Annotated in this window: 1 protein-coding gene and 2 pseudogenes; 2 read left to right on the forward strand and 1 reads right to left on the reverse strand. The window is 64.9% G+C overall.

The features are described 5' to 3' along the window. Window positions 1-340: pseudogene (locus WBV89_RS15675) on the forward strand (AMP-binding enzyme); the annotation flags it as partial. 39 nt (window positions 341-379) lie between these two features. Here WBV89_RS15675 and WBV89_RS15680 read toward each other — a convergent pair. Then, window positions 380-1375 (reverse strand): annotated as a pseudogene (locus tag WBV89_RS15680) (AMP-binding protein); the annotation flags it as partial. Here WBV89_RS15680 and WBV89_RS15685 point away from each other — a divergent pair. Further along, window positions 1374-1668, forward strand: a 295-nt coding sequence (locus WBV89_RS15685) for a transglutaminase family protein (protein WP_423982286.1), incomplete at its 3' end; no start/stop codon positions are given. The pseudogene WBV89_RS15680 and the gene WBV89_RS15685 sit on opposite strands and share 2 nt — an antisense overlap.

The following is a 1668-nucleotide window of genomic DNA, read 5'->3' on the forward strand; positions in this document are numbered from 1 at the left end:
GTCCGGCACCGTGTACTTCGAGGGTGGAGCGGAGTTCGAGTACCACAACGACCCCGACAAGACGAAGGGTTCGCGCCACCCCAAGGGCTGGAGCACCCTTGGCGACGTTGGCTACCTCGACGCGGACGGGTTCTTGTTCCTCACCGATCGCAAGGCGTACATGATCATCTCCGGCGGCGTGAACATCTACCCGCAAGAGGCCGAGAACGTGCTGGTGACCCACCCGAAGGTCATCGACGTCGCGGTGTTCGGTGTGCCCAACGACGACTTCGGCGAAGAGGTCAAGGCGGTCGTGCAACCCGTCGAGATGCCCGCCGACGATGTGGAGCACACAGCCGATCGGCGAACCGACCGTGCCGGGATGTGCGAGCCACGCCTCGCTGTCGCAGAAGACGAACCCGTTGCCCTCGCTGCCGGCGTAGTACTCGCGGATGACCGGCCCGAACCACTCGATCATCTGGTGCTTGACCGGTACCGGGCATGGGGCCGCCGCATGGATCACACACTCCAAGGACGAGACGTCGTACTTGGTGCGCGTCTCCTCCGGGAGCTTGAGCATGCGCACGAACATGGTCGGCACGACCTGGCTGTGGGTGATGTGATGCTCCGCGACGAGTTGCAGGTAGCGCTCGGCGTCGAAGTGTTCCATCGCGACGATGGTCCCGCCAATGGCGTGCATGGCCAGACAGAAGCGCAACGGTGCCGCGTGGTAGAACGGCGCCGGCGACAGGTAGACCGTCGAGTCATCGGCGCCGAAGAGCAGCTGCATCAGGCCCATGACGCCGCTCGCCGTCGTCTCCAACTTGGTGTTCGGGAAGGCGCGGGTGATGCCCTTGGGCATACCGGTGGTGCCCGACGAGTAGAGCATGTCGAGTCCCGCGACGCGGGCTTCGTCGAGCGGTTCGGACGACAACCCGTCGACCGCGCGCTCGTAGCTCTCGTAGCCGTCGACCACGCCGTCGAGCATCAGTCGCAGCTCGACGTTCGGTGTCGTGCCGACCACGTCGATGGCCTGATCGGCCTTGTACTTCGAGGTGATGAACGCTCGAGCGCCGCAGTCGTTGATGATGTACTCGAGCTCGTGGCTGGTGAGGCGCGACGACGCGCACGTGTAGACGAGACCTGCGTAGTGACAGCCCCACACGATCTCGAAGTACCGGTCGTGGTTCTCCATGCACATCGCCACGTGATCGCCGGGCTGGAGGCCCGCAGCGCGTAGCAGGTGGCTGACCCGGTTGGCGGCAGCATCGAGTTCCGCGTACGTCTGGGTGTAGCCGGATTCGGCCATGATGAGCGCCGGCTTGTCGCCGTGTTGAGTGAGGTGTGCACCGGGATACATGTCGCGCAACGTAGTGGATCGGTACCTTGGGCACATGGGTCGAGATCGTTTCGCCGCGTTGATGGCTGGCGAGCCGACGTCGGTGGTGCTCGACGAAACCGCGTTGCTGATCTCCCAGACCCTCCAGCCCGACCTCGATCTGATCGAGTGGCTCGCCTCGCTCGACCAGCTGGCCGGAGAATGCGCGACGCCGACCGCCGAGGGCGTGGCGCGACATCTGTTCGAGCGCGAGCACTTCGTCGGCAACCGGCAGGCGTACTACGACTGGCGCAATTCGTGTCTCGATCGGGTGATCGCCACGCGCACCGGCATCCCGATCACCCTCGCGA

The organism is Ilumatobacter sp., from assembly GCF_049588435.1.
Lineage (GTDB): Bacteria > Actinomycetota > Acidimicrobiia > Acidimicrobiales > Ilumatobacteraceae > Ilumatobacter_A.